Source organism: Acinetobacter sp. IK40 (assembly GCF_035615075.1).
GTDB lineage: Bacteria > Pseudomonadota > Gammaproteobacteria > Pseudomonadales > Moraxellaceae > Acinetobacter > Acinetobacter courvalinii.
Genome location: NZ_JANBOE010000002.1, coordinates 316,800 through 342,045 on the forward strand (window position 1 = coordinate 316,800; position 25,246 = coordinate 342,045).

Here is a 25,246-nt window from a genome sequence, read left to right on the forward strand (position 1 = left end):
TATGTACGCAAAATTATTAACCAATAAAGGCTTAACGCCAACCGTTGCCCGAGTTTCTGTACTCGAAGTCCTTGCGCAACATAACGGTCTTACCGCAGATGATATCTATATGATTGCCAATAAACAGAGTGGTCTCAAAATAGGTACCATTTACAGAGTCCTGTCTGATCTGGAAAAGCATCACCTGATTCAACGAATCCTGTTTGGTCGCAATAAAAGTATCTATAAGCTACTTAAACACAGAATCAATTGTAATGTGCGAGAAACCATTAACGGAAATATGCATCCCTACAGTAATCCTGAAATCAACACTTTGCTTGAACAAATCATGGACAAACTTGGAGATGAATTTTCAACGGCAGAACTGATTTTATATAAGTAAGACCTTTGGATCGCTAGTTAAATTCAATTTGTCGGCTAAATATAAAAAAGTCGTAGATAGATGGAAAATATGCTTGTCCAATCGAAAGAAATTGTGAATACTCGTGCCGCAAATTCGGACTGTAAAATTAATTTTTAGGACTCGGCAAATACTGTGAAAACCTTTCCATTTTCTCGTCTACAAACAGCGTTACTGACAGTTGGTTCTTTTTCCTGTCTAGGACTGATTTCCACAGTGGCACAGGCCGAAACTGAAAGTGAAGCCACTCGGCTTGCCACCATTACAGTCAATGCTCAGGCCGCAGAAAATGCGTATTATCAGCCAAAAGTCAATTTAACCGGTTTTAATCAACACCATCTGGCTGAAATACCTGCATCAATCAGTACCATTACGGCTGAACGTATTGCAGATCAACATGCAAAAACACTCACCGATGTGGTAAAGAATGATGCAGCAGTAGGGGACGGCTATGCACCGATTGGTTATTACCCAAACTTTATGATGCGTGGTTTTGCCCTGAATCTGGGTTCAAGTTATTTGCTCAATGGTAATGTGATTCGCGGTGAGCAGAATGTAGCGCTTGAAAATAAACAACAGGTCGAAATCCTCAAAGGAATCAGTGCGATTCAAAGTGGCATGTCAACACCCGGTGGTGTGGTCAATTACGTCACTAAACGCCCTAAAGATATACGGTCAGTGACCGTGGGCGCAGATAGTGAAGGGGGCTATCGTATCGCAACAGATCTGGGTGGATTTTTGGGTGAGCAGCAACAATTGGGTTACCGGATTAATCTGTCCAGTGAAGAAATTCATCCTTATGTTGAACATGCCAATGGACGTCGTTTATTTGGCTCCATCGCTTTAGACTGGGATATCTCTGATCGTTCCAAGCTTGAGTTTGATCTTGAATCACAGCATCAGCGTCAGCGTTCTGTACCAGGTTATCAATTATTGGGTGGCAACGCCGTACCCGATGGTGTGAAATGGGATCGTTTACTGGGTTATCAAAGCTGGAGTCAACCTATAAGCAGTGACAGCTTAAATACCGGATTAAAATATACTTATCAGATCAATGATAGTTGGACATCGTATTTAAGTGCTTCACAAAGCCGTGTGGTGGTCGATGATTATTCATCCTTTGCCTGGGGTTGTTATAGTGAAACTTGTCAGACGCAAGGTAATAGTTTTGACCCGAATGGTAATTACGATATTTATGACTTTCGCAACCCAGATGACAGCTATCTCACTAATCAATTTAAGGCAGGCATAAACGGTAAATTTAAGACCGGTGCATGGCTACACAACCTCAGTGCAGAATTGTCACACACAGCTAAACGTCATTCGCAATATGATGCTATTTTCCAAGCCCCAGAAGCATCTGGAAATATTTATGAAGATACTAAAGACTATATTCCATCTGAAAAAACTTTAGCCAACCATTATAAGTCATTAAAAAGCCAGCAAACTGCATTAACGCTGATCGATCAGATTGATTTCAATGCAGCTTGGTCAGTTTTAGCAGGTGGAAAACTGCTACATTTAGATGAAAATGCCTACAAAGCAGATGGTTCGCGCATTCGAAAGACCGATTTTAACCGTTTCTTACCGCAATTTGCCGTGATGTATCAGCCTTGGGAACGCACGCATTTATATGTGTCTTATGCCAAAGGTTTAAGTGATGGCGGCCAAGCGCCAGCATCTGCCGCCAATACATCTGTAACGCTAGCGCCAATCCATTCAACTCAATATGAACTGGGTATTAAACATCAATGGCAGGATTTACTTTTTACCGCAGCAATATTTGATTTAAAACAGGACAATCAGTATATCAATGCTGCCAATAACTATGTGGCTGAAGGTGAACAGCACAACCTGGGATTGGAACTCGGCTTGCAAGGCCGTTTAAGTGATAATCTGGATATTACCTCAAGTCTGGCATTGACACGTTCACGACTCACAGATGTTCAAGTGGCTGAATATAAAGGACATCAGACTCAAAATGTACCAAATGTACGTTTTTCCAGCCATTTATCGTATCAAGTGCCACAAATTGACGGATTACGTTTATTGGCAGGTATGCAGTACAGCAGCAGTAAATATGCCAATAAAACCGGTACAGTGAAGGTGTCAGGTTATAGCGTATTTGATGCTGGTGCAGCGTATAATTTTCATGCCTATGGTTATGACAACACGCTGAGATTGAATGTAGACAACGTATTCAATAAGAAATACTGGCGCGATGTCGGCAATTTTCTTGGGGATGATTATTTATTCCTAGGTGCGCCACGTACAGCACAGCTGTCATGGACTGTTAATTTTTAACTTGAGATAGAAAAACTGGAAAGACTACATCACGGTGTAAACTCTAAATCATTTAAGTTTACGCCGTTTTATTTAGATGCGTATAAGAACATTAGAAGCTGCAAAACTAGTGTTTGGTGAGGAACAAGTCGTGGTCTTAATAAATCAATATTATTTCGCATAATGTAAGCTCAGATTATGTTACATAGCTGATTTGCAATGATAATTCTTACATGCAAATCAGCGTGATTTAACATCAATCTGCATTATGCGAAGTTGACGGGTAGGGGTCATATTTTGCATTTAAACTTAATTTCAATTACTTTTTCTTTTTTGTCTTTTGATAGTTTTTTTAGTAATTCTTCGCCTTTTTTAGTGCTTATTATTTGTGCACATTTCATTAGTTTTTCTTGCTCCATTGTGTTTGCTTCTAAATACATTATTTGTTTTTTTTGATTGTCATATGTTGCTTTTGCAATTAATTCTTCTGAATGTGATTGGGAGCTTGCTAGTATTAGCAAGCTCCAAAGCATAGTTTTTTTCATTTTTATCCTAATAGTCGGGATCAACATATATTACTAGTCGTCTTTTTTTAGTATTTCGGCTCTGTATTTCATAACATCTTCTGTTTTTACGTCTTTTAGATGTTTTCTTATGAGTGTGTGTATTAGGTCAGATTCTTTAATTCTGATTTTAGTCTCGAACATCATTTCTAAAGTGGCTTCTTTAACCATTTCTTCTTCGTCGTCTCTGAGTCTAACTGTAACTGCCATATCGGTCTTCTCCTAAAAAGTGAGACATCATATCTGATTTATATTTTATGATATGTTGCGAAATCACAAATTAGATGTTATAAAGCTCTAAAATATCATTTGTGATAAATCATAAAATGGAAAAAGAGTTAGCTTTTGAGATCGTAGCTAAGATTATTTTTGATCGAGGCGTTCAATTAATCATCGGTGGCAATCCAGCTTATGAAGCTGAGCTTGTCCTTTTTCACATTGAAATGGCAATGACAGAGTGGGGCTATAAGAATCCGACCGTTGCTGCTTACTGCGATTCACTAAAAGAAGAAAACGACAAACTAAGATCATTGGGGATTTGCTAATGGGTTCGCTTAAAAAACAATCAATACCCACTGTACAGCGGGGGGGATTGAAAAATGCAGCAGTTAGTAACCCCATTAATAAGATGGGGGTAAAGGGTGTGGATACGAAGACTCCATTTGATAATTCCCAAGGTCAGCATCCGCTATATGCAATCCCTTACCAACGTATGGTTTCAACTTCGAAAGGTGTAAAACCAATCGAATGCCGCTTACCGGCACCGAATGAAATTGCAGTTATTGACTGGGTAAATTTCACAATCGGCATCGAAACGATGGGCGATAAATACTGGAAAGATGACGAGTTTGTTAAGGATGAGCATCTTTGGTCGTCTGCTGTTGATGCTCTTGAACCTCATTTAGAGCATATCTTTGGATTTTCTGCTTCATTCTGCCGTAATTCTGGCCTTAACTTTTATGAGCAAAGTTATGTTTTAGGTGAAGATTTTGGCTTTTTGTGCATTGGTGGTCAGAGAAATACCGTTTTGATTATGTTAAATGGCCGTGGCTGTTCATTTGCAAAGCCAGGCTGGGAGCTTCGCCTTTATCATTTCCTTGTAACCCTTGCCAAACGTCCTAAATTAACTCGCGTAGACATTGCACACGATGACTTTGAGGGTAAAAACGTCAATGTGGATTGGGGCAATATGCAGGACGGTCTGGGTGGCTTTAGCTGCGGTAATCGTGCGCCTAATGTTGAGCATAAAGGCAACTGGAAACGTCCGACAGGAAAGGGTCGCACGCTTGTGATCGGTAGCCGTGAATCAGGCAAATATATGCGTTTGTATGAGAAAGGTCGTGCTGAGGGTGATCCGGATGATAACTGGCAGCGTGCTGAAGTCGAATTTAAATCAGTAGACCGTATCTTGCCATTCGATATGCTTTTGGCCCCGTCAGAATATTTTATTGCTGCATATCCATGTTTCCAGTCGCTTGCTGACGATATTCAACCAGCTCGAATCGAAACGATTCAGAAGACTGCGAAGATTCATTTTGATACTGCAATCAAGAACTTAAAGCACCAATACGGTAAATATATCAATATTTTTAAAGAGGTCTTCGAACCTGAAGAACTTATCAATTTAATCACTTGCTCTGATCCTTTGGCTTTTCCAAAGCGTATGGATCATGTGCTTATAACTGCTCGGAGAATGTAGCAATGATGCAATTTAAAAACAAAGTAAAAATCTTGGGTGCCAAGTCAGTTGATTTTAAAACTGAGGATGGCCGTCACTATGACCATGTGGCTTTGTACTGTGAAGTTCCGTTGGATTTATCACAAGGTAATGCAGTTGGTAATGCGTGTGAGGTTTTTAACTGGCAAGACCGTACAAACTTAGTGTTGCTTAAGCAACATAAATTTCCATTGGAAGCTGACATTACATTTGAAATGGTGACTTCGGGCAAAACTCTGAAATACATCGTTAAATCAGTTGAGCTTCCACAGGTTAAACCATTGTAAGAAGACATAAGCCTTTGATCCTAAAGGCTTATTTTTAAAACGCTTCGTATAATGTATAATATGTTAAAAATCAATAACTTATGAGAATTATTAAGATGAATATAACAGCAATACTAGGGGATAATCAAGCGGAATGCCCAAAATGTTATTCATTTTTTCATAAGGGTTTATTGGCTTTTCATATGTCCAAGTGCCTTGGATAAGAGGATTCGAGAATGCAGATAGATGATTGCACAGCAACAACCGTAATCAACGGTGTCAACTACTGCGTCCTCGTAATACATCAGACGTCGTGGATGGATGAGTTGAACAATTTGCCTGCTGCAAAGGTGATTGCACTGCTGTCTACCACGATTTTGATCTGGTATACGGCTTGGTCAACCAGACCGGTCATACACACTTTAGGTTCATCAACACGAGAGGATTAAACGATGAATAAAAAGCAAATCGCTCAAACAGCAAAGAAATACTACAACCATGCAGTTGTAGCTACTGGTGTCACAATCGCTTCTATTGCACCTGCAATGGCTGCTGATGGTGATGGTTCTTTTGACTTAACTGCAGGTCTTACAGTAACGGCTGTTTTGGCTGGCATCGTGGGTGGTGCAACGTTAAAAGCAATGCCGACATTCACGGCTTGGGGTGTCCGTAAAGCGTTGTCAATGCTTCGCTAATCAACATTAAAGAAAAGGCGGATGAGGAGCGCGCAACCGCACGCACCGCAATCCGCCTTTTTTACATTGGAGAGTAAGAAATGACGTTCTATTTCATCATGGTCACTCTAGTCGCGTTTTGGATTGTCTTTGCACCGTAGGCGGAATTTCTTATGCGATTATTAAAAACTGCAGTTTTTTTATTTTTATCGATTATTTCAGTTGATGCATTTGCTGACTGGAAGACTAATCCTTATCAAACAAGTGTAAAACGTTTTGAGGGAGGTCGTACTTTCACTGTTGCACAAGATGTTTGTGATGATTTTAAGTCAGTTTTTGGTAGTGAGGCTTCACGATGTCAGATTTATGACAGATTTATTTATATGGATCATCTTAATACACCTGTCAAAATTGCTGACTTTGTTGCTAAAAAATGTCCTACTGCTGGCACTCCTCTTGTTGCTTGGTTAACGAAAGGTACAACGCATATACCTGTTCGACTTTGCAAAGATGGTTGTACTTTTACTGGTACTGGCTCAGTTGTAGAGATGACGAATTACGATAATACAATTTTACAAGCCACTGGTGACGATAAGGATTGTCGTAATGAATACAAAGATGACCCTCCGCCAAAGTGTGACAAAACGGATCCATATGGTGATTGCTACGTTCCTCCTGATGACAACTGTGTACGTGCAAAAGATGGCTCAATTTTCTGTCCAGACAACTCTAAACCACCAGAAAACAATACGTGTAATGGGGCTGACTATTGCAAACGCCCCCCGGAAGGTTGTGGGCCAGGCTATGTTCCGGGTTCGTTCAATGGTGAGCAATTATGTGTACGATCTGGTCCAAACGTTCCAAAAAATCCACCCGATCCAGACAAGCCTGATGATCCGAACAATTGCATGAACGGTGGTTCTTACTGTCCGCAACCGCCTGATAATACACAATGTCCAAGTGGCTATTATGAGACCACATACAATGGCTCAAAAATTTGTGTAAAGAACAATCCTGACCCTGAGAAGCCTAATCCTAATGACCCTAACACCGATGGCGGTGGTGGTGCATCTGAGCCTACTGGAGGCGGTGATGGTGGTGGTACAGGTGGCTCTATCAATTTAAAGCCTATCCTTGATGCTATAACATCTTTAAAAAATGCTTTACTTAATGCTTTATCTGGTTTTCACCCGAAGCTTGACAAGATCATTAACGGTGTTAATCAGGGGCTTGAGAAGTTAGACAAATCGAATGAGCACCTAGATAAAATCGAAGACGCAGCACAAGCCACCAGTGAAGCTGTGGGCGAATCAAATAAAAAACTGGATGGTATCAAGGACGCTGTTGAGTCCATTGGTAAATGCAAAAATCCGAATTATGACCCTACTAATTTAAATTCAGTTAAATACTTTGATTGTACATCTAGTGATCTTGGATTAACTGATTCTCCATTTCAGATTAAAGAAGAACAGATAACAGATTTTCAAAGAGAAGATCATATTAGATTCGGACAATATTGCCCATATTCCAGAACGGTTGAAGACATAGGCTATTTTAAATTTGAAAAAGACCTTACCTTTATTTGTGAGTTTGGGCAGGAAGCTAATCCTTATATTCGTGCTATCGGGTATTTAGGGGCTTTAATTTATTTATTAATAGCTTTGAGGAGTCGTGAGTAATGGCTCGTGTAGCAATAGTTATTATCGAATGGCTATTAAAAAATGCTGTTCAAAAAATATTATTAGCACTTGGATTAAGTGTTGTTGGTTATCTCGGTACTATGGCAGCGGTTAAATACGCATTCAATCAGCAATTGCTAGGCCTGAATGGCCTTGCTCCAGACCTATTGGCCCTTATGGGGATTTATGGTGTGGATCATGTTCTAAGTAGTTTTATTTCAGTCGCGTTATTCCTGATGACACTCAATGCAGGAAAATTAGCTATAAGAAAGGCAGGATAAAAAATGTCAGGTATTGGTGGAAAGGTACGTTTAATTACTGGTGAATCCTTTGGCGCTGGTAAGTCTTATTTTGCAGTTATGGAAGCTGAAAAAATTGTTCAGAAAGGTAGTCCATACGCTAAGATTTATTCGAGTATCAGGGGGCATGCTGAGTTAGGTAATGGCATTACAGATATGCTGCCTGATTGGCGTGATTGTGAAGATTACAGCTTATTGATCATGGATGAGGTACAGTTTAATGAGAAGTTTTCTAAGCATTTCTCATCTAGACGTGATGCTGAAATTGTAGACTTTACGCAGATTCGACATAAGCATTTGGATGTATGGTTAATCACACCGAATACAAAGCTGATTAACCCTGATATTAGAGAGCTGGTTTCAGAGCATTATTATATCGAGGTTGCATCCAAGAAAGTTTCTAAATGCTTTGTATTTAAGCGTGCACAAACAAATATAACTAAGAATCTAAAACAAACTGCTTTAGATACATTTACTTTTAATATTGAGGAAAAATATTGGAAGTTATATAAATCGACTGAGGATGGTAAAGCTTCAGATCGTCAAACGCACTTTAATATGAATCTGCTGGTATTTGCTATTGGTGCTTTATTTACTCTAGGTATTATTGCTGCCTTATTCTGGTATTTATTTGCTGATACTAAAAATAAAGTTGATCAGATAACGACTGATGAAAATGGCAAAAAGGTAGCTCCGAACGTCTCTCCAGTAGCTTCCAATCCGGTTGATGATCTAGCGATCCGGATCAAGGACTGTCAGGAACAATTTAAATGGTCTGCTGAAATGTGTCGGGATGCAATTGATAAGAAAGCTTATGAACAACGCACTGGAGAGCTTGCGGCTAGAACAGGTAATGATATGAATACCATTGTTGCAAACTACAACCCTAATCGCCCATATGATGTAAAGCTTCCTGAAGAAATGCCGATGCAGATCAATGATTACCCTAGAATGTCAGGTGTGATTACTGTAAGGGGTGGTAAGCTAATGGCTGTTAATCAATACGGTGATTATATGCCTGAGGTCTCTCAAGAAGACTGTAGACGTTACTTAAATGGGTATCGTCCGTTTGATTATTCGGGGGCAAAAAAGTCAATTGGCATGTCCAGCCAGGCTAGCAATAATTCACCACAAATTAATGATTTACAGATTTAGCAAAAATGTCATTTAGGCAAATAAAATATGAATTTTTCCTCTTTGATTACAAAAACCGTCTCTATGATGTGACGAGGGATCAACAAAGGAATGTCTTCAGGGGAATTGGGACACAACGTGTTTGAAAGCTGCTTAAACCCGTATTGTGAGTGTCCCAAGGCGTAGTCTAGACATTTCGACATGATAGAGTGTGCTGTAATCTATAAGGACGGGATTTCAAATTTTTTAGCGTCATACTCAAGGGGAGCGATGAGCGACCAGCTAAAAATTTAAACCCACGATTTTATTTTTGTTTATGCTTTACTGGACACACTTTGGGGAAAAGAAGTTATGACTACACAAGATATTTTAGGCGTAATAGTAATGGTGTTGGCTATTTTTGAAACAGGTTTTCTGCTCTGGCTTTACATTAAAGATATGAAGGAATTTTAATGATGACTGAGGATATTTTAGGGTTGGCAATTTTTGTTTTGTTGTACCCTATATACTGGATTTTTGTTCATAGAATTTTAGATGAATTACTTGACTGAGATTTCGCATAATGTAAGCTCAGATTATGTTACATAGCTGATTTGCAATGATAATTCTTACATGCAAATCAGCGTGATTTAACATCAATCTGCATTATGCGAAGTTGACGGGTAGGGGTCATATTTTGCATTTAAACTTAATTTCAATTACTTTTTCTTTTTTGTCTTTTGATAGTTTTTTTAGTAATTCTTCGCCTTTTTTAGTGCTTATTATTTGTGCACATTTCATTAGTTTTTCTTGCTCCATTGTGTTTGCTTCTAAATACATTATTTGTTTTTTTTGATTGTCATATGTTGCTTTTGCAATTAATTCTTCTGAATGTGATTGGGAGCTTGCTAGTATTAGCAAGCTCCAAAGCATAGTTTTTTTCATTTTTATCCTAATAGTCGGGATCAACATATATTACTAGTCGTCTTTTTTTAGTATTTCGGCTCTGTATTTCATAACATCTTCTGTTTTTACGTCTTTTAGATGTTTTCTTATGAGTGTGTGTATTAGGTCAGATTCTTTAATTCTGATTTTAGTCTCGAACATCATTTCTAAAGTGGCTTCTTTAACCATTTCTTCTTCGTCGTCTCTGAGTCTAACTGTAACTGCCATATCGGTCTTCTCCTAAAAAGTGAGACATCATATCTGATTTATATTTTATGATATGTTGCGAAATCACAAATTAGATGTTATAAAGCTCTAAAATATCATTTGTGATAAATCATAAAATGGAAAAAGAGTTAGCTTTTGAGATCGTAGCTAAGATTATTTTTGATCGAGGCGTTCAATTAATCATCGGTGGCAATCCAGCTTATGAAGCTGAGCTTGTCCTTTTTCACATTGAAATGGCAATGACAGAGTGGGGCTATAAGAATCCGACCGTTGCTGCTTACTGCGATTCACTAAAAGAAGAAAACGACAAACTAAGATCATTGGGGATTTGCTAATGGGTTCGCTTAAAAAACAATCAATACCCACTGTACAGCGGGGGGGATTGAAAAATGCAGCAGTTAGTAACCCCATTAATAAGATGGGGGTAAAGGGTGTGGATACGAAGACTCCATTTGATAATTCCCAAGGTCAGCATCCGCTATATGCAATCCCTTACCAACGTATGGTTTCAACTTCGAAAGGTGTAAAACCAATCGAATGCCGCTTACCGGCACCGAATGAAATTGCAGTTATTGACTGGGTAAATTTCACAATCGGCATCGAAACGATGGGCGATAAATACTGGAAAGATGACGAGTTTGTTAAGGATGAGCATCTTTGGTCGTCTGCTGTTGATGCTCTTGAACCTCATTTAGAGCATATCTTTGGATTTTCTGCTTCATTCTGCCGTAATTCTGGCCTTAACTTTTATGAGCAAAGTTATGTTTTAGGTGAAGATTTTGGCTTTTTGTGCATTGGTGGTCAGAGAAATACCGTTTTGATTATGTTAAATGGCCGTGGCTGTTCATTTGCAAAGCCAGGCTGGGAGCTTCGCCTTTATCATTTCCTTGTAACCCTTGCCAAACGTCCTAAATTAACTCGCGTAGACATTGCACACGATGACTTTGAGGGTAAAAACGTCAATGTGGATTGGGGCAATATGCAGGACGGTCTGGGTGGCTTTAGCTGCGGTAATCGTGCGCCTAATGTTGAGCATAAAGGCAACTGGAAACGTCCGACAGGAAAGGGTCGCACGCTTGTGATCGGTAGCCGTGAATCAGGCAAATATATGCGTTTGTATGAGAAAGGTCGTGCTGAGGGTGATCCGGATGATAACTGGCAGCGTGCTGAAGTCGAATTTAAATCAGTAGACCGTATCTTGCCATTCGGTATGCTTTTGGCCCCGTCAGAATATTTTATTGCTGCATATCCATGTTTCCAGTCGCTTGCTGACGATATTCAACCAGCTCGAATCGAAACGATTCAGAAGACTGCGAAGATTCATTTTGATACTGCAATCAAGAACTTAAAGCACCAATACGGTAAATATATCAATATTTTTAAAGAGGTCTTCGAACCTGAAGAACTTATCAATTTAATCACTTGCTCTGATCCTTTGGCTTTTCCAAAGCGTATGGATCATGTGCTTATAACTGCTCGGAGAATGTAGCAATGATGCAATTTAAAAACAAAGTAAAAATCTTGGGTGCCAAGTCAGTTGATTTTAAAACTGAGGATGGCCGTCACTATGACCATGTGGCTTTGTACTGTGAAGTTCCGTTGGATTTATCACAAGGTAATGCAGTTGGTAATGCGTGTGAGGTTTTTAACTGGCAAGACCGTACAAACTTAGTGTTGCTTAAGCAACATAAATTTCCATTGGAAGCTGACATTACATTTGAAATGGTGACTTCGGGCAAAACTCTGAAATACATCGTTAAATCAGTTGAGCTTCCACAGGTTAAACCATTGTAAGAAGACATAAGCCTTTGATCCTAAAGGCTTATTTTTAAAACGCTTCGTATAATGTATATTATGTTAAATAGAATATCTGAGACCACGCCCTAGATAATCTACTTTACTTATTGTTGGCGTGGCACTTTGGTGAGTTAATTTATTAACTCACCAAAGTGTATTCTAAATAACATAATCAAAGTTATGCGGAAATCAGAACGCTACTCGACTTGCGTATCAGCCGATCTTACGCAAGTCTGTGTGGCTTGTTTAAATGAGATCCAACCCTGTGTGTTGAACTCAGGATGAATAATTCAGTAAAAACCTCTCTATATCATCAATCATTCGTTCTACGTCTTCTCTCGTGAACTGATCATAGTCTCCGTGGGCTGCGTTATTTCTTATATCCGCTAAAGCCGTAATTTGTTTTTGCTGAAGTTTGTTATAGACACTAGCCTTTGCTAGATCATCATTTAGATGTGTTAATTTCTTTCTATCTAAAGCAATGCCATTGTTAAGACACAGTTCTTTAATTGCTGTCTCTAAAACAGTACCAGCAATTACAGCAGTTGCATTCTTATATCCACTATCTAAAAGCGATTTAGCTTGCTCAAGTTCACTATCAAAAACTTCTTATTGGACTATTTGTTTGAAAGTTATCAAAAAACCATTTTTTAAATCATCGTATGCAGCTGAAAATATTGGAATTAATTCTCTCAACCTTTTTACATTGTCAGGTGAAGATCTTAGTTGAACTACAAAAGCTAGATAATGTACAGAATCATCACCACATGATAACTTCAATAAATTCTGGGCCTTAATTATCCATTCAGAGTATCTAGCGCGATTTTCTAAATCAAATGATTCAAAATTTGGTAGTCTTATCATGGTCTCAACGAAACCTGTTTTAAGTATACTTTCTGCCTCAATAAGTAATTGCTCAAAGCGATCTAAAATTTTTTTGCTCATATTTTCTCGAATATTAAGTCTTTCAGAAATTTAATAAATGATTCATTTTATAATAAAAAATCTAAATGAATACATTTTATGATGCCATCTTTTTTAATGAAGTAGAGATTTCTTTCAGCGATTTTTTAACCTCACTCTCAAAAACCGGAGTACTAATATCTACTCCTTCAAATGCTGTAGGATCTATCGACAGCTTGTTTTTAATTTTTCGTTTAAAAACTTGTAGGGCTGTACGACTTTCAAAAAGGACTGTTAATTCAAGCGGCTTACCATTTAATGCTTCTTTAAGCCCCCCAAACTGTCCCCAAGAGAAAACTAATTTTTCATCGGGAAATAAAATTGGTAAACCATTAACAAATGCACCTGATTCATAATTTTTTTTAGGTTCTGTCAAACCTGCTATACCATATGCATGTGAAGGAACGCCATCTGGACAAATGAACGTAATATTTTTTGCTACTCCTTTACCAATATTATGAATAACGAGGTTAATTACAGATTTTCTACCTAAATCAATCTGAGCATAAACAACGACATCACCAATTGTATTATTATAATAAACTATATAGGTTACTATTAAAGACAATAAAGCAACAAGCAAAGTTAAAATTTCAATCATTGTTCATATCTTCTAGTGATTAAAAAATCTATTTTTATCATATTTAATAAATATTTATAAATATTAATTTTTTTAATTTCAACAATAAAGCTTCATCAATTTGATAATATTCTGTTGTAAGTTCGAGAGATCGCGGGTATTAGCCTTCCCTCTTAGGCGTTATGTATCTAAACCTTTAGCAATGCTAAAGGTTTTTTATTCTTACCAATACCTTTAAAAAGTAAAATCTCTTCTCGGCGGTACAGCTAGATGATGCTAGATCTTCTGAATCATCAATTTTACATCGTTGATTTGATCATTGTGACATTGTGATCTGACTGAACATAGTTAAGATGTTTTTCTAACAATTGAATCATATGTTCATAATCTTGTTGACGCAAAGGGCCAATTGATCGTAAATAGCGCATATTTTTCTCGAAAAAAAAGTGCATGATCAACATGCACTTATGCCTACTGATTAAGCCTACACAACCTGTTCGTAGCTACAGCTCAGTAACGTGAATCTCTACGATCATAATTCACGTTGCTGAGCTCGAGTTTTCATTCCATAAAAACAAAGGTCTAGATTTTAAGACACCAAATCAAATGGCAGAAGATTTTTACAAGTCGGCTGACTAGAATCGCCCAGATGAATGTCTCCTACTATTTCAGCCCACATCAATAGGAAGATAAGCTGTAATTTTCTATGTTAATTACGCTTAAATGCTAACCCTCTCATTTTTCAACTGGCTCAGGTTATAATGATGATCTCCCCAAATATAGTTGATCTATTATGAATGCCTCCAATGACCCTCTACACGGCAAAAAACTTGCTAATATTTTGGATGAGTTATTGGATTATTACGGTGGCTTTGAAGGCTTAAGTCGTAAAATTGAAATTAGATGTTTTTGTATAGATCCAAGTGTTAAGTCATCGTTACGATTCTTGCGTACCACACCATGGGCACGTGAAAAAGTAGAAAGCTTATATTTGTATGTCTTACGCCAAAAAGCCAAACAGAAATCGTAGTTATCAAAACCCTAACTTTAGCATTTTAATGAGTGGTGGACTGCCACCACTCTCCTAGAAAAATTTAGTCTATTCTTAAGATCTTTTTAGTAGGAAAATATGTATTCATAGCTAGGTTCCTGAACCAAATATTTTATAAGTTATAATTTTAATGCTCTAAGTAATTAAATTTGTTGTTTATTAAACATAAATTAAATTGTGAACTAGATTTCAGGTGGATATAAATACAGTAGAATTAATTCAACAAACTGATATCTAAACACTTTTATAATTACCTTTTGGTCTTAGATTACAATGTTTGTTGACATACACTTAAATATTAAACACAATGTTTTCATTATATAAATATGTCTAAATCAATAACAATGCCTTCAATTTACCAACTAAAACCCGCATTTCAAAACCTACTTCGTCCATTTGTGAAATGGCTTTATTTAAAAAAAATTACAGCCAATCAAATTACCCTTTCAGCGATGTTCATCTCTGTAATGCTAGCAATAGCTCTATACTATGTGTCTATCAACCACCAGCCTGTAATCCTGTTTTTGTTATTTCCGGTATGGATGCTCCTTCGTATGGGATTTAATGCCATTGATGGCATGCTCGCACGTGAGTTTAATCAACAAACAAAACTTGGCGCTTATTTAAATGAAATCTGCGATGTCATCTCTGATTCAGCACTTTATCTATGTTTTTTGGGCTTAGCCTTTATTAATACCTTCCTATTGGGACTGGTTGTATTTCTAGCGATTCTGAGTGAATATGCGGGTGTTATGGCACCTTTAATTGGTCAGGAACGCCGTTATGATGGCCCTATGGGAAAAAGTGACCGTGCATTTTGGTTTAGTTTAATTGCACTATGTGTCAGTTTCAGTTCGTATTTAAAAGAAAATAACTATTTAAATTCAATAATTTATTTCTGCAATGGAATACTTCTTTTTATTGCAGTACTGTTGATTTTGACAATTTATAACCGGATTAAAAATAGTATTAAAATCTAAGGAAAATCAGATGCAAGTCTCACAAAAACATGTATTTACTACTCATGATGATAACCAATTAGCTTATCAATATTGGCCAGCTGCTATAGAACATGACACTAAAAAAGCAATTATCTTATTCCATCGCGGCCATGAACATTCGGGACGTATGGCACATTTAGTCAAAGAGCTTAATTTGCCAGAGTTTGATTTCTTTGCATGGGATGCACGCGGACATGGAGACTCACCTGGTTTACGTGGTGATGCACCGAGTTTCTCTGCATGTGTGAAAGATATTCAATATTTTGTACAACACATTGAAGCTACTTATAAAATTAAATCCACCAATATTGCTGTTATTGGTCAAAGCGTTGGGGCTGTTTTGGCCGCAACATGGGTGCATGATTATGCGCCAAAAATCAGAGCTTTATGTCTCGCTTCACCTGCATTTGACATTAAACTCTATGTACCATTTGCAAAAACAGGTTTATCAGTCTTAAGCAAACTTAAAGGTAATTTCTTTATTACCAGTTATGTAAAAGCGAACATGTTAACGCATGATATTGAGCGTGCAAAAACCTACGATACAGATCCGCAGATCGCCAAAGCCATTTCTGTAAGAATGCTTTTAGGCTTATATGCAGCATCGGAACGTATCGTAAATGACGCACAAAATATCTTTGTTCCCACTCAAGTTTTATGTTCCGGATCAGACTTTGTGGTATTCCGTAAACCACAACAACAATTTTATGAAAAGCTTCCTCATCCACGAAAAGAGTTCCATGTACTAGATGGTTTTTATCACGATACCTTAGGTGAAAAAGATCGACATATTGCAATCGAAAAAATTCGTCGTTTTATCTTGCAAAGTTTTGCTGAAGATTATCAAGCACCAGATGTACTCAATGCCGATAAAATCGGTTCAAGCTGTGCAACTGCCGAGCAACTCAGTAGTCCACTTCCCGCTTCTTCAATCAAGAATTTGTTCTGGAACCTAACCAAACGTAATTTAAAACTCGGCAGTAAATTCTCACATGGACTGAAAATTGGCGAAGATACGGGTTATGACTCCGGCAGCACTTTAGATTTTGTCTATCGAAATCAGGGTGAAAGCAAGAATATTCTGGGCAATATCATTGACCAGCAGTATTTGAATGCAATTGGTTGGCGTGGTATCCGCGTGCGTAAACAGCATATTGAGCAGTTATTGGCAAAATATGCAAAAATTTTGACTAAACAACGTAAGGATGTGCGAATTCTGGATATTGCTGCTGGTCATGGCCGATATATTTTAGATGCAGTCAGTGAGCTCGCAACGCCACCTAAATCGGTATTATTGCGAGATTATAGTGAGTTAAATGTCGAATCAGGCACAGCATTGATTCAAGAACGGAAACTGGACAATATTGCTCAATTTGAATTAGGCGATGCGTTTGATACTGCATCATTGGCCAAAGTTAAGCCCAAGCCAAATTTAGTCATTGTATCTGGGCTTTATGAGCTGTTTAGTGATAATGACTTATTAAGACAATCACTCTCAGGTATTCATCAGGCCATGTTACAAGGTGGTTTCCTGATTTACACGGGGCAAATCTGGCACCCACAACAAGAGTTTATTGCACGTGCTCTCACCTCGCATCGTCAAGGTGATGCCTGGGTCATGCGTTTACGCTCACAAGCTGAAATGGATGCACTGGTTGAACAGGCGGGCTTTAAAAAAGTTGATCAATGTATTGATGAATTTGGAATTTTTACAGTTTCGGTTGCTCAAAAAATTTAAACAAAGACTTTTATGCAAAATAATATTTTAGACCGCCAATCAGGTACATGGAAATGGGGACTACTCTGCTTAGTCTTTTTAGCTCCATTTTTCTTTTTAACCTATGGTTTTGCAAATCAATATGCATCCAGCCTAAACGATGTTCCAAGTATTGTTTTTTCATGGGAGCATCATATTCCTCTTTGGGCTTGGACGATTGTGCCTTATTGGTCGATTGACCTTTTTTATGGCTTATCTTTGCTATTGTGCTGGAATAAGTTCGAATTAAGACAACATGTGCTTAGGCTATTTACAGCTCAGGTTATTTCTATCAGCTGCTTTTTAATTTACCCCTTAAAATTCAGTTTTGATCGTGCAGAGTTACAGGGTTTTTTTGGATTGTGGTTCGAGGTGCTGATGGGTTTTGATAAACCCTTTAACCAAGCGCCGTCATTGCATATCGTCTTACTGGTTATTCTGTGGGATTTTTATCGTCGTCATATCAATCCGAAATATCGTTGGTTAGTTCATATTTGGTCGTTGTTGATCGGACTATCTGTCTTAACCACATGGCAGCATCATTTTATTGATATACCTTTGGGTTTATTGGCTGGTTCGCTATGTTTATGGCTATTTCCACTCTCAGTGAAAGCACCTTATGAGAAAGATCCTGTACAGCAATTTACACCGAAACACTTAAAATTAGGTACTTTTTATCTAATCGGTGCCTTGCTGTGTATTATACCTGCATTTTTATTTAAAGGTATTTGGTTATGGATGTTATATCCAGCCATTTCCCTGTTCTTGGTAGCCCTGGCCTATTTCACAGTTCGGCCTCATATTTTTCAAAAACAACGAAACGGTCAAATGACAGTTGCCTCATGGATGTTATTGGCGCCCTATTTTCTATTTGCATGGTTGAATAGTCGATTATGGACCCGTCGTCACCCACAAGACTCTCTGGTTCTGCAGCTCAACGGCGTAGAGGTTTATCTTGGTCGTATCCCATCTGCGAAACATACCAGAGAATACGATGCTTTATTTGACTGCTGTGCTGAATTGGCGGTAAATCAGCATGTACAACCCTATGAAAAATTGAATAGCTTAGATTTAATCCCTATGCAGAGCACGCAATTGCTATTAGCCGCAGAAGCATTTGACCGTTTTGTGCAACCTTTGATACAAACCAATCGAACACATAAAGTTCTGATCTTTTGTGCGCTTGGCTATTCACGTAGTTGTAGTGTATTGATCGCATGGTTATTACAGCAAAACTATGTCTCTGGAGTTGATGAAGCCATTACTCTAATTCAACGATCGCGTCCCTGGATTGTTTTGAGTGAGACACATATTACTGAAATTAAACGTTTCCAAGATCTGCTCGCTCAGGAGAGACTGCAATGAAAATGAATTTTGTTGTAGTTAACCAATTGCTCAAGCAAAGTCAAAGTCTCTTAAAATCAGGATATTTAGCTTTTATTTTATCCATCATCGCATTATCTTTATTTTCGAAAATGCAGATCGTAATTCCTCTTTTACTTGTTAGTGCTTTATTGGCGCTTCACCATTATCTATTTATTCGGATTGAGTTTGATCGCGGTCTGGTACAGCATATGGTTGACCGGTCTGAGGAGATAGAAAGTCTTACTCAGCAGCTGGATCAATCGCTGTTAAATTTGAAATTGGTTCCCTCCAGTAAAACAGGTCGTGATTGGTCTAAGCGCTTCAAAGGTTGCTTAAGACTCTTGAAAATACAGGTTGCTATTGTCTTAATACAATATTCTATATTTATTATCCTTTTTTATAAATTAGCGCATAGATGAAGCTTGAATGAAAAAAAATATAATCACCCAAACCGTTGCTCGTTTTATCGCATTTCTTACCCGTCGCGGTGCTCGCTTACTGACAGGTGCACGCAGCTTGTGGGTAGGTTGTGAGCCTGAACTTAAACAACGTATCTACTATGCTAACCATAATAGTCATATTGACTTCATTTTATTATGGTCTTCCTTGCCAATTCACATTCGTCGACAAACTCGTCCAATTGCAGCGTCTGATTATTGGCTAAAAGATGGATTTAGACGTTTTTTAATCCAAGATACATTTTCCGGTGTGACCATCCAACGTAATCGTAGTGATCAGCAAGATCCGTTACAGCCGGTGAAAGATGTCTTGACGGAAGGCTATTCCATTATTTTCTTTCCAGAAGGAACTCGGAACTTAAATGATGATATCGAACTACTTGAATTTAAAAGTGGTCTATATCATCTCAGCCAACAGTTCCCCGATGTTGAAGTCGTACCTGTCTGGATTTCCAATCTAAAACGGGTGATGCCCAAAGGTGCATTTATTCCTTTACCCCTACTTTCTACGGTTATCTTCGGCAAACCTTTAGTGCTCAATCAATTCTCAGATAAAGAGCAGTTTTTAAAACATGCTCAGCAGCAATTATTAAAATTAAAAGAGGCAGAGAATCAATGAGTCTGGACAACCTACAACAAACCTATTTACTGTTTGCAATCTTTGCCGTGATTTTAATCGTTGCCTCAAGTATTGGCTTTATTCTCAAACAAAAAGCTGGAACAAATCCATCCCCAGTGATTGATAACTTGAATGCCCGTATCAATGCCTGGTGGATCATGCTGATTGTCTTGGCGGTAGCCATTCTATTGGGTAAAACCGCTTTTATTATCTTGTTTGGTGTCATTTCATTTTTTGCGCTACGCGAATTTATTAGCTTATTACCAACACGGCGTGGCGACTATCTGCCTTTGCTGATCGCGTTCTACTTTGTCATTCCTTATCAATACTATCTGGTCTATACCAACTGGTACGGACTATTTTCGATTTTCATTCCGCTTTATGTCTTTTTACTTATTCCCATCGCCAGTCTAAAGCTCGAAGATACTACACACTTTTTGGAAAGGAGCGCCAAGATTCAGTGGGGTTTAATGGTAAGCGTATTCTGTATTTCCCATGTCCCTGCCCTGTTAAACCTCGATTTACCCGAATTTAAAGGTGAAAAAATTTGGTTGGCGATTTGGTTGATTATGGTGGTTCAAGCTTCTGATGTATTGCAATATATTTGTGGCAAACTTTTTGGAAAACATAAAGTAGCCCCGACACTTTCTCCATCAAAAACTGTAGAAGGCCTGATTGGCGGTATCATTCTGGCAACGGGTCTAGGTGTATTGATGTCATCACTCACCCCATTTAATTACTGGCAAGCAGCTTTGATCGGCTTGATTATATGTATTTTTGGATTCTTTGGAGGGCTGGTAATGTCAGCCATCAAACGTGACCGGGGTGTAAAAGATTGGGGACAATTGATTCAAGGTCATGGCGGCATGTTAGATCGTATCGATTCAATTTGTTTCTCTGCACCAATCTTTTTCCATATTCTACGCTATTGGTGGAGCTAACTCTTAATACGAAGAATGACCAATGCTTACTTCCCGATAGAACCTAGGCGTCACATTGGTCCAGCGTTTAAATGCACGTGAAAAATGAGAAATATCCGCATAGCCCAAACGATCTGCCACCTCTTGAATAGAAAGCTTTGACTGTTTTAGTAAATACTCGGCATGCTGTCTACGCACTTCAGCCAATAACATTTGAAACGTTGTTTGCTGCTGTCCCAATTGCCGTTGTAATGATCTTTCTGAAATATGCAGTTTCCCTGCAACTTGTTTGATCGATAAAAAGCCCTCATGTTCATCATAAATCATGGCTTTAATGACAGCATCCAGACGATCCTTATCCATCCTTTTTTGTGCCAGTTTCTGTGCATCCTGCAGGCACTGTTGTCTGCTTAAACGTGCAAGCATGGCATCTGCAGTTTTGAGGGGTAAATGTAAGTATTCTTGCTTAAAAGTCAGGCAATCCGCTTCAGCAGAGAACGCTACGTTTAAGTTCTTGTCCGGATGGATTCTTTTATAAAAATCAGGCTGGTCTTGCTGAAATTTATAATCAATTTCCAGATTAACTTGAGCCAGATTTTGCAGAATTTGTCCAAATCCAAATATCAGAAAACAAGTGGCATGTTGATTTAATCGCTCCTGAGATAAAGGCTGAGCAAAATATAAATGCACCCTCTCCCCGTCAATCCTAAGCCGAGGTTTAAAAACGGCGCAATGTAAACCAATAAATTGCTCTAAAATCTCGATCGCATCCCCTAAGGTAGGTGCGGTGCTCGCCGCTATTCCTACATTGCCATAGCAAGATACCCGCATGTCTCGGGCAAGGTATAAACTGATTGCAGGTTCCCTAGTTAATATAGCTGCTTTCTCTAGTAAGTAATTAAAGATATTAAGATCAACATACCAAAATGGTGCATCCAGTTTTTGGACCTGAATGCCTGTACCCGCCAGCATTTGCTGAGGTGAAACATTCCATTTTCCTACGACATCAACCAATAAGTTGACGTAGCTTCCGGGTAATTCTGGATTCATTCTTGTTCCGTGACTTAAGGATAAATTGGCGTGAAATGGTAAATATTGGCAGCTTATGAACTATGCCAGTTTTAAGCTTTTCGGCATAGTTGATTTATCTAAAATGTGTTTATGAATGTGACTTACCAATGAATATACTGATTGTTCATGCCCATCCAGAAAACTTATCGTTTACCGCAGCGTTAAAGAATAAAGCACAGGAAACATTTGAAAAACTCGGCCATCGCGTTGAACTTTCTGACCTGTATGCCATGAATTTTAACCCTGTGGCTTCTCAAGATGATTTTGAAAGCTTAAACCAGCCTGATTACCTAAATTATGCTTTGGAACAGCGTCATGCCTTCAAGCATCAGCAGTTTTCACCGGATATCCAGACTGAACTTGAAAAAGTACAACGTGCGGACCTACTGATATTGAGCTTTCCTTTGTACTGGACTTCCGTTCCCGCCATCTTAAAGGGCTGGATTGACCGTGTATTTGTATCAGGACTATTTTATGGGGGAAAACGCTTTTACAACCATGGCGGCATGCGTGGGAAAAAAGCCATGCTGTGTTTAACGCTGGGGGGGCGTGAGCATATGTTTGGTGAAAATGCCATTCACGGGCCGATTGAACATTATCTTGCACCGATCCAGCGAGGGACTTTAGCTTATGCCGGGTTTGAGGTGTTACCTCCCTTTATCGCTTATCACGTACCCTATATCAGCAACGAAGCCCGACAAAAGCTGTTAATTGATTTTGAGTGCTATTTGTCTCAACTCAATGCGCTACAGCCGCTTGAGTTTCCAATACTCGAAAATTTTGATGACAAGATGCATCCGCTTTAATTCAAAAATTCAGCTCTCCATGGACAGTCAAAGTAGTTGACTGTCCATCAATATGGCTAGCATTGATCAAATCCCTATCGCTTTAGATGGGTGGGTATTTTCCCGCATCTAAATTCACATGCTCCATCTTCTTTTCCTCATTCATATAGCGATGAAACGTCAAGGAATCTTCATCTGGATGACACCATGCTGTCATCAGCACTGCCTAGAGTGTTGACATCTTTATTCTGGATAAAGCAGATGTTACAAAAAATGAAACGATGGCTCTCCTGCCTCGCTATAGTTCCCATGCTATTGGCACTCACCGCCTGTAATGATTCAAATGACGATCAAGTCGCAGCGACACCTGATGATGCAAAAAAACCTGTGATGCGCTGTGCACCATAACCATAAAAACAATGAGAGGAAAACGCGTGATTAACCGCCGTCAATTTTTAGCAAACACACTTAAAACAGGTTTTGGTGCTGCCGCTTTAACCACTTTTCCAGCAAGTATTCAAAAAGCGCTAGCGATTCCAGCCAACAATAAAACCGGAACGATTCAGGACGTTGAGCATGTAGTGATCCTGATGCAGGAAAATCGCTCATTCGACCATTATTTTGGCACCCTGAAAGGGGTTCGGGGCTTTGCTGATCGCCTCACCATTCCTTTGCCGAATGGTCGTACAGTTTGGCAGCAACAACGTAGTAATGGTGCCCTGTTAACTCCATTCCATTTAGATGGATCCAGCAATAATGCCCAACGTGCACCCGGCACCCACCATACTTGGGTAGATAGCCAGAAAGCATGGGACAATGGCCGCATGTCCAACTGGCCAAGCTATAAAACGGACTATGCCATGGGTTATTTTAAGGAACAGGAAATTCCTTACCAATTTGCCTTGGCCAATGCGTTTACGATTTGTGATACTTATCATTGTTCCATGCATACAGGTACAGATGCCAATCGTTCGTTCCATTTGACCGGAACCAATGGTGCAGTCCCAACCAGTACTGCATTTGTGAATAATGAATGGGACTGGATTGATGGTGATCCCAAAACGGTTGATGTCGGTTATACATGGAAAACCTATGCGGAACGTTTAGAAGAAGCTGGAATCAACTGGATTTGTTATCAAAATATGCCTGATGAATGGGGCGATAACATGTTAGGTGCATTCCGCACCTTTAGAAAAGCCAATATCGAGTCGGGCTATCCGGTTTCCAGTGGTGGCGCACCCAATCGTCCTTATAACAAGGCTGCACAAAAACTGCCGTACAAAGCCTATGATGCAACAACCGATAATGCCAAGAATCCACTGTATAAAGGCATTGCCAATACCTTGCCGGGTAACTCCCCAGAAGAATTCTTAAATGCCTTTAAAAATGACATCAAAACTGGCAGATTGCCGCAGGTGTCTTGGATCAATGCCCCGTCCATTTATTGTGAACATCCAGGACCGTCGAGCCCAGTACAAGGCTCGTGGTTTATTCAGGAAATCTTAGATGCATTAACCGCCGTGCCTGAAGTGTGGAGCAAAACCGTATTCCTGATCAATTTTGATGAAAATGATGGTTATTTTGACCACGTTCCATCTCCATCCGCACCGACATTGCAAGCGGATAACACGTATGCAGGTAAATCAACGCTAAGCCAAACCGATATGCGTCATGAATACTATGTGCATGATGCTCCACTGGGTAGTACTAGCCAGCCTGAAAAAGACAAGGGGGTGTATGGGCCGGGTCCTCGTGTTCCCCTGTTTGTGATTTCACCCTGGAGTCGTGGGGGAATTGTGAACTCTCAAGTATTTGACCATACCTCGGTATTGATGTTTCTGGAAAAACGTTTTGGTGTTAAAGAAACCAATATCAGCCCGTATCGCCGGGCCATCTGTGGTGATCTCAGCTCCGCCTTTAACTTTAAAACGCCGAATGAAGATGTGTTACCGCAACTCAACGGCAAGCAAAGCAGAGAGCAAGCCGATCAACTCCGTGATGCACAACAAAAACTACCTAATGTACCTATTCCGAGCAATTTACAACTGCCGATTCAGGCCAGCGGTATTCGTCGTTCTAAAGCACTGCCTTATGAACTACATACCAGTGCACGTTGCCTGAACGATGGAACGGTCAAGCTGCTATTTTCAAATACAGGCAGCCAAGGTGCGGTCTTTCATGTCTACGACACATTAAATTTAAATCGGGTTCCGCGCCGCTACATTGTAGAAGCAGGTAAAAGTCTGGATGATGTTTGGAATGTGCAAAAAGACAATCAAGGGCGATATGATCTGTGGGTGCTGGGACCCAATGGCTTTCATCGACATTTCAAAGGTGACTTGAATCGTAATCAGGGTTTACGCATCAATCCCGAGATTCGGGTTTGCTATGATATTGCCAATGGCAATGTTTATGTCGACCTGAATAATTCAGGAACGCAGGATATTGAACTGGTGATTAGCCCTGTGGCATATCGCACTGACCCTGCCCTCAAAATCGCCGTAAAAGCAGGACAGAGCTCTACTCAACATTGGGACTTGGCTGATACCGGACACTGGTACGACTTCGCAGTAACCTGCACACAGGAAGCCAAGTTTTATCGTCGCTTTGCAGGTCGAGTCGAAACAGGTGAAGATTCGGTCAGTGACCCTGCGATGGTTTAAGACTTTTCCTCGAAGAATGACTGTTACCTCCTCGGTTTTAGGCAAAACCG

At 39.2% G+C, this 25,246-nt stretch carries 29 protein-coding genes and 1 pseudogene; 23 read left to right on the plus strand and 7 right to left on the minus strand.

Annotation, left to right across the window (positions count from 1 at the left end; translation table 11 throughout):
* Position 1: 1 nt before the first annotated feature.
* Together MSG93_RS05490 and MSG93_RS05495 are read left to right on the plus strand one after the other, a co-directional pair.
* Positions 2 to 382 carry a Fur family transcriptional regulator gene (locus MSG93_RS05490; RefSeq protein WP_324620885.1) on the plus strand — a complete coding sequence of 127 codons (381 nt, stop codon included), beginning with the start codon at positions 2 to 4 and terminating at the stop codon, positions 380 to 382.
* A 153-nt stretch (positions 383 to 535) separates the two neighbouring features.
* Positions 536 to 2,704 carry a TonB-dependent siderophore receptor gene (locus tag MSG93_RS05495; protein WP_324620886.1) on the plus strand — a complete coding sequence of 723 codons (2,169 nt, stop codon included), beginning with the start codon at positions 536 to 538 and terminating at the stop codon, positions 2,702 to 2,704.
* A gap of 269 nt (positions 2,705 to 2,973) precedes the next feature.
* Here the strand turns inward: MSG93_RS05495 and MSG93_RS05500 are convergent, their stop codons facing one another.
* Together MSG93_RS05500 and MSG93_RS05505 are read right to left on the minus strand one after the other, a co-directional pair.
* Entirely contained in the window at positions 2,974 to 3,228 is a 255-nt protein-coding gene (locus MSG93_RS05500) for a hypothetical protein (RefSeq protein ID WP_324620887.1), read from the minus strand.
* Between the two features lie 33 nt (positions 3,229 to 3,261).
* A complete protein-coding gene (locus MSG93_RS05505; protein WP_324620888.1) occupies positions 3,262 to 3,456 on the minus strand; it encodes a hypothetical protein in 195 nt (64 codons plus the stop codon).
* Positions 3,457 to 3,572: 116 nt separating this feature from the next.
* On the opposite strand from MSG93_RS05505, the gene MSG93_RS05510 reads away from it, so the two are divergent.
* From MSG93_RS05510 to MSG93_RS05545, 8 genes are all read left to right on the plus strand, one after another.
* On the plus strand, positions 3,573 to 3,791 hold the full coding sequence (locus tag MSG93_RS05510) for a hypothetical protein (protein WP_005230423.1): 219 nt from the start codon (positions 3,573 to 3,575) through the stop codon (positions 3,789 to 3,791).
* Positions 3,791 to 4,945: a replication initiation factor domain-containing protein gene (locus MSG93_RS05515; protein WP_324620889.1), complete on the plus strand. Its 1,155-nt coding sequence runs from the start codon at positions 3,791 to 3,793 to the stop codon at positions 4,943 to 4,945. Before MSG93_RS05510 ends, MSG93_RS05515 begins: the two co-directional genes overlap by 1 nt.
* Before the next feature lie 2 nt (positions 4,946 to 4,947).
* The gene (locus MSG93_RS05520) at positions 4,948 to 5,250 is read left to right on the plus strand and encodes a hypothetical protein (RefSeq protein WP_241305819.1); all 303 of its coding nucleotides are present in this window, start codon (positions 4,948 to 4,950) and stop codon (positions 5,248 to 5,250) included.
* Positions 5,251 to 5,555: 305 nt separating this feature from the next.
* Positions 5,556 to 5,678, plus strand: a complete 123-nt coding sequence (locus MSG93_RS05525) for a hypothetical protein (RefSeq protein WP_324620890.1) — start codon at positions 5,556 to 5,558, stop codon at positions 5,676 to 5,678.
* A 3-nt stretch (positions 5,679 to 5,681) separates the two neighbouring features.
* The gene (locus MSG93_RS05530) at positions 5,682 to 5,924 is read left to right on the plus strand and encodes a hypothetical protein (protein ID WP_324620891.1); all 243 of its coding nucleotides are present in this window, start codon (positions 5,682 to 5,684) and stop codon (positions 5,922 to 5,924) included.
* A gap of 152 nt (positions 5,925 to 6,076) precedes the next feature.
* On the plus strand, positions 6,077 to 7,582 hold the full coding sequence (locus MSG93_RS05535; RefSeq protein WP_324620892.1) for a hypothetical protein: 1,506 nt from the start codon (positions 6,077 to 6,079) through the stop codon (positions 7,580 to 7,582).
* On the plus strand, positions 7,582 to 7,863 hold the full coding sequence (locus MSG93_RS05540) for a DUF2523 family protein (protein ID WP_032871524.1): 282 nt from the start codon (positions 7,582 to 7,584) through the stop codon (positions 7,861 to 7,863). The genes MSG93_RS05535 and MSG93_RS05540 overlap by 1 nt, the downstream gene beginning before the upstream one ends.
* 3 nt (positions 7,864 to 7,866) lie before the next feature.
* Entirely contained in the window at positions 7,867 to 9,036 is a 1,170-nt protein-coding gene (locus MSG93_RS05545) for a zonular occludens toxin domain-containing protein (protein ID WP_324620894.1), read from the plus strand.
* Between the two features lie 648 nt (positions 9,037 to 9,684).
* Here MSG93_RS05545 and MSG93_RS05550 read toward each other — a convergent pair.
* On the minus strand, positions 9,685 to 9,939 hold the full coding sequence (locus MSG93_RS05550; protein ID WP_324620887.1) for a hypothetical protein: 255 nt from the start codon (positions 9,937 to 9,939) through the stop codon (positions 9,685 to 9,687).
* Positions 9,940 to 9,972: 33 nt separating this feature from the next.
* Positions 9,973 to 10,167: a hypothetical protein gene (locus MSG93_RS05555; protein ID WP_324620888.1), complete on the minus strand. Its 195-nt coding sequence runs from the start codon at positions 10,165 to 10,167 to the stop codon at positions 9,973 to 9,975.
* A 116-nt stretch (positions 10,168 to 10,283) separates the two neighbouring features.
* Between MSG93_RS05555 and MSG93_RS05560 the strand changes: the two genes are divergently transcribed.
* From MSG93_RS05560 to MSG93_RS05570, 3 genes are read left to right on the plus strand one after another with little or no spacing between them, the layout of a single operon-like run.
* Positions 10,284 to 10,502: a hypothetical protein gene (locus tag MSG93_RS05560; protein ID WP_005230423.1), complete on the plus strand. Its 219-nt coding sequence runs from the start codon at positions 10,284 to 10,286 to the stop codon at positions 10,500 to 10,502.
* On the plus strand, positions 10,502 to 11,656 hold the full coding sequence (locus MSG93_RS05565; protein WP_324620895.1) for a replication initiation factor domain-containing protein: 1,155 nt from the start codon (positions 10,502 to 10,504) through the stop codon (positions 11,654 to 11,656). Before MSG93_RS05560 ends, MSG93_RS05565 begins: the two co-directional genes overlap by 1 nt.
* A 2-nt stretch (positions 11,657 to 11,658) precedes the next feature.
* Positions 11,659 to 11,961, plus strand: coding sequence for a hypothetical protein (locus tag MSG93_RS05570; protein ID WP_241305819.1), 303 nt, complete (start codon positions 11,659 to 11,661; stop codon positions 11,959 to 11,961).
* Between the two features lie 279 nt (positions 11,962 to 12,240).
* Here MSG93_RS05570 and MSG93_RS05575 read toward each other — a convergent pair.
* Positions 12,241 to 12,909 (minus strand): annotated as a pseudogene (locus MSG93_RS05575) (HEPN domain-containing protein).
* Between the two features lie 76 nt (positions 12,910 to 12,985).
* Positions 12,986 to 13,528, minus strand: coding sequence for a hypothetical protein (locus tag MSG93_RS05580; protein ID WP_032872539.1), 543 nt, complete (start codon positions 13,526 to 13,528; stop codon positions 12,986 to 12,988).
* A gap of 772 nt (positions 13,529 to 14,300) precedes the next feature.
* Here MSG93_RS05580 and MSG93_RS05585 point away from each other — a divergent pair.
* The 7 genes from MSG93_RS05585 (at position 14,301) to MSG93_RS05615 (ending at position 20,698) form a co-directional block, all read left to right on the plus strand.
* Positions 14,301 to 14,537, plus strand: a complete 237-nt coding sequence (locus MSG93_RS05585; protein ID WP_004653462.1) for a VF530 family DNA-binding protein — start codon at positions 14,301 to 14,303, stop codon at positions 14,535 to 14,537.
* A gap of 365 nt (positions 14,538 to 14,902) precedes the next feature.
* Positions 14,903 to 15,538, plus strand: coding sequence for a CDP-alcohol phosphatidyltransferase family protein (locus MSG93_RS05590; protein ID WP_324621027.1), 636 nt, complete (start codon positions 14,903 to 14,905; stop codon positions 15,536 to 15,538).
* 10 nt (positions 15,539 to 15,548) lie between these two features.
* Positions 15,549 to 17,297, plus strand: a complete 1,749-nt coding sequence (locus MSG93_RS05595) for a bifunctional alpha/beta hydrolase/class I SAM-dependent methyltransferase (protein ID WP_324620897.1) — start codon at positions 15,549 to 15,551, stop codon at positions 17,295 to 17,297.
* A gap of 12 nt (positions 17,298 to 17,309) precedes the next feature.
* The gene (locus MSG93_RS05600; RefSeq protein WP_324620898.1) at positions 17,310 to 18,680 is read left to right on the plus strand and encodes a phosphatase PAP2/dual specificity phosphatase family protein; all 1,371 of its coding nucleotides are present in this window, start codon (positions 17,310 to 17,312) and stop codon (positions 18,678 to 18,680) included.
* Entirely contained in the window at positions 18,677 to 19,099 is a 423-nt protein-coding gene (locus MSG93_RS05605; RefSeq protein WP_199972849.1) for a hypothetical protein, read from the plus strand. Before MSG93_RS05600 ends, MSG93_RS05605 begins: the two co-directional genes overlap by 4 nt.
* A 7-nt stretch (positions 19,100 to 19,106) precedes the next feature.
* Positions 19,107 to 19,757, plus strand: a complete 651-nt coding sequence (locus tag MSG93_RS05610) for a lysophospholipid acyltransferase family protein (RefSeq protein WP_032872528.1) — start codon at positions 19,107 to 19,109, stop codon at positions 19,755 to 19,757.
* A complete protein-coding gene (locus tag MSG93_RS05615) occupies positions 19,754 to 20,698 on the plus strand; it encodes a phosphatidate cytidylyltransferase (protein ID WP_324620899.1) in 945 nt (314 codons plus the stop codon). Before MSG93_RS05610 ends, MSG93_RS05615 begins: the two co-directional genes overlap by 4 nt.
* 3 nt (positions 20,699 to 20,701) lie before the next feature.
* Here the strand turns inward: MSG93_RS05615 and MSG93_RS05620 are convergent, their stop codons facing one another.
* The gene (locus MSG93_RS05620) at positions 20,702 to 21,727 is read right to left on the minus strand and encodes a helix-turn-helix domain-containing protein (RefSeq protein ID WP_324620900.1); all 1,026 of its coding nucleotides are present in this window, start codon (positions 21,725 to 21,727) and stop codon (positions 20,702 to 20,704) included.
* Between the two features lie 128 nt (positions 21,728 to 21,855).
* Here MSG93_RS05620 and MSG93_RS05625 point away from each other — a divergent pair, with 128 nt between their 5' ends.
* From MSG93_RS05625 to MSG93_RS05635, 3 genes are all read left to right on the plus strand, one after another.
* Positions 21,856 to 22,554, plus strand: a complete 699-nt coding sequence (locus tag MSG93_RS05625) for an NAD(P)H-dependent oxidoreductase (RefSeq protein WP_324620902.1) — start codon at positions 21,856 to 21,858, stop codon at positions 22,552 to 22,554.
* 252 nt (positions 22,555 to 22,806) lie between these two features.
* Positions 22,807 to 22,941: a hypothetical protein gene (locus MSG93_RS05630; protein WP_265102652.1), complete on the plus strand. Its 135-nt coding sequence runs from the start codon at positions 22,807 to 22,809 to the stop codon at positions 22,939 to 22,941.
* Positions 22,942 to 22,967: 26 nt separating this feature from the next.
* Positions 22,968 to 25,196: a phosphocholine-specific phospholipase C gene (locus tag MSG93_RS05635; protein ID WP_324620904.1), complete on the plus strand. Its 2,229-nt coding sequence runs from the start codon at positions 22,968 to 22,970 to the stop codon at positions 25,194 to 25,196.
* Positions 25,197 to 25,246 lie beyond the last annotated feature (50 nt).

Coding starts and splice junctions, on each gene's coding strand:
- MSG93_RS05505 (WP_324620888.1), bottom strand. CDS start 3,456: ATGGCAGTTACAGTTAGACTCAGAGACGACGAAGAAGAAATGGTTAAA.
- MSG93_RS05535 (WP_324620892.1), top strand. CDS start 6,077: ATGCGATTATTAAAAACTGCAGTTTTTTTATTTTTATCGATTATTTCA.
- MSG93_RS05630 (WP_265102652.1), top strand. CDS start 22,807: ATGAAACGATGGCTCTCCTGCCTCGCTATAGTTCCCATGCTATTGGCA.
- MSG93_RS05600 (WP_324620898.1), top strand. CDS start 17,310: ATGCAAAATAATATTTTAGACCGCCAATCAGGTACATGGAAATGGGGA.
- MSG93_RS05500 (WP_324620887.1), bottom strand. CDS start 3,228: ATGAAAAAAACTATGCTTTGGAGCTTGCTAATACTAGCAAGCTCCCAA.
- MSG93_RS05515 (WP_324620889.1), top strand. CDS start 3,791: ATGGGTTCGCTTAAAAAACAATCAATACCCACTGTACAGCGGGGGGGA.
- MSG93_RS05520 (WP_241305819.1), top strand. CDS start 4,948: ATGATGCAATTTAAAAACAAAGTAAAAATCTTGGGTGCCAAGTCAGTT.
- MSG93_RS05615 (WP_324620899.1), top strand. CDS start 19,754: ATGAGTCTGGACAACCTACAACAAACCTATTTACTGTTTGCAATCTTT.
- MSG93_RS05530 (WP_324620891.1), top strand. CDS start 5,682: ATGAATAAAAAGCAAATCGCTCAAACAGCAAAGAAATACTACAACCAT.
- MSG93_RS05590 (WP_324621027.1), top strand. CDS start 14,903: ATGCCTTCAATTTACCAACTAAAACCCGCATTTCAAAACCTACTTCGT.
- MSG93_RS05550 (WP_324620887.1), bottom strand. CDS start 9,939: ATGAAAAAAACTATGCTTTGGAGCTTGCTAATACTAGCAAGCTCCCAA.
- MSG93_RS05510 (WP_005230423.1), top strand. CDS start 3,573: ATGGAAAAAGAGTTAGCTTTTGAGATCGTAGCTAAGATTATTTTTGAT.
- MSG93_RS05565 (WP_324620895.1), top strand. CDS start 10,502: ATGGGTTCGCTTAAAAAACAATCAATACCCACTGTACAGCGGGGGGGA.
- MSG93_RS05580 (WP_032872539.1), bottom strand. CDS start 13,528: ATGATTGAAATTTTAACTTTGCTTGTTGCTTTATTGTCTTTAATAGTA.
- MSG93_RS05610 (WP_032872528.1), top strand. CDS start 19,107: ATGAAAAAAAATATAATCACCCAAACCGTTGCTCGTTTTATCGCATTT.
- MSG93_RS05570 (WP_241305819.1), top strand. CDS start 11,659: ATGATGCAATTTAAAAACAAAGTAAAAATCTTGGGTGCCAAGTCAGTT.
- MSG93_RS05560 (WP_005230423.1), top strand. CDS start 10,284: ATGGAAAAAGAGTTAGCTTTTGAGATCGTAGCTAAGATTATTTTTGAT.
- MSG93_RS05620 (WP_324620900.1), bottom strand. CDS start 21,727: ATGAATCCAGAATTACCCGGAAGCTACGTCAACTTATTGGTTGATGTC.
- MSG93_RS05595 (WP_324620897.1), top strand. CDS start 15,549: ATGCAAGTCTCACAAAAACATGTATTTACTACTCATGATGATAACCAA.
- MSG93_RS05545 (WP_324620894.1), top strand. CDS start 7,867: ATGTCAGGTATTGGTGGAAAGGTACGTTTAATTACTGGTGAATCCTTT.
- MSG93_RS05585 (WP_004653462.1), top strand. CDS start 14,301: ATGAATGCCTCCAATGACCCTCTACACGGCAAAAAACTTGCTAATATT.
- MSG93_RS05540 (WP_032871524.1), top strand. CDS start 7,582: ATGGCTCGTGTAGCAATAGTTATTATCGAATGGCTATTAAAAAATGCT.
- MSG93_RS05555 (WP_324620888.1), bottom strand. CDS start 10,167: ATGGCAGTTACAGTTAGACTCAGAGACGACGAAGAAGAAATGGTTAAA.
- MSG93_RS05605 (WP_199972849.1), top strand. CDS start 18,677: ATGAAAATGAATTTTGTTGTAGTTAACCAATTGCTCAAGCAAAGTCAA.
- MSG93_RS05490 (WP_324620885.1), top strand. CDS start 2: ATGTACGCAAAATTATTAACCAATAAAGGCTTAACGCCAACCGTTGCC.
- MSG93_RS05625 (WP_324620902.1), top strand. CDS start 21,856: ATGAATATACTGATTGTTCATGCCCATCCAGAAAACTTATCGTTTACC.